The following is a 335-nucleotide window of genomic DNA, read 5'->3' on the forward strand; positions in this document are numbered from 1 at the left end:
GGAAAGTGGTGTTACTCCAATGGAAAATAAAGAACTCTTACTAGCAATAACCGAATTAAAATCAAGTATCGACAAACGTTTTGACAATTTAGAAAAACAATTTGATAAACGATTGGACAGTGTTAGTGAAGAACTTTATAAAATAAAAAAGAATCTTGATACAGATGGACAAGGGCAACAATTTGAGGATCATAGAGAAAAATTAAGCAAACTTGAGAGGGACATTATAGTTCTAAATCATGATGTGAAATATTTAAGTGAGAAATACTCTACTATGGAGTTGAGATTGCTTAGAATTGAAAGGCAATTAAATAAACACGTATAAAAATCCACAT

General features: G+C 30.1%; 1 protein-coding gene. It reads left to right on the forward strand.

The genetic code is table 11. The annotated features are described in order from the left end of the window. The coding region (locus V7014_RS25975) for a hypothetical protein (RefSeq protein ID WP_335511821.1) at positions 1–325 on the forward strand (325 nt) is incomplete at its 5' end. Positions 326–335 lie beyond the last annotated feature (10 nt).

This window comes from Bacillus sp. JJ722, from assembly GCF_036963345.1.
Lineage (GTDB): Bacteria > Bacillota > Bacilli > Bacillales > DSM-1321 > Bacillus_AD.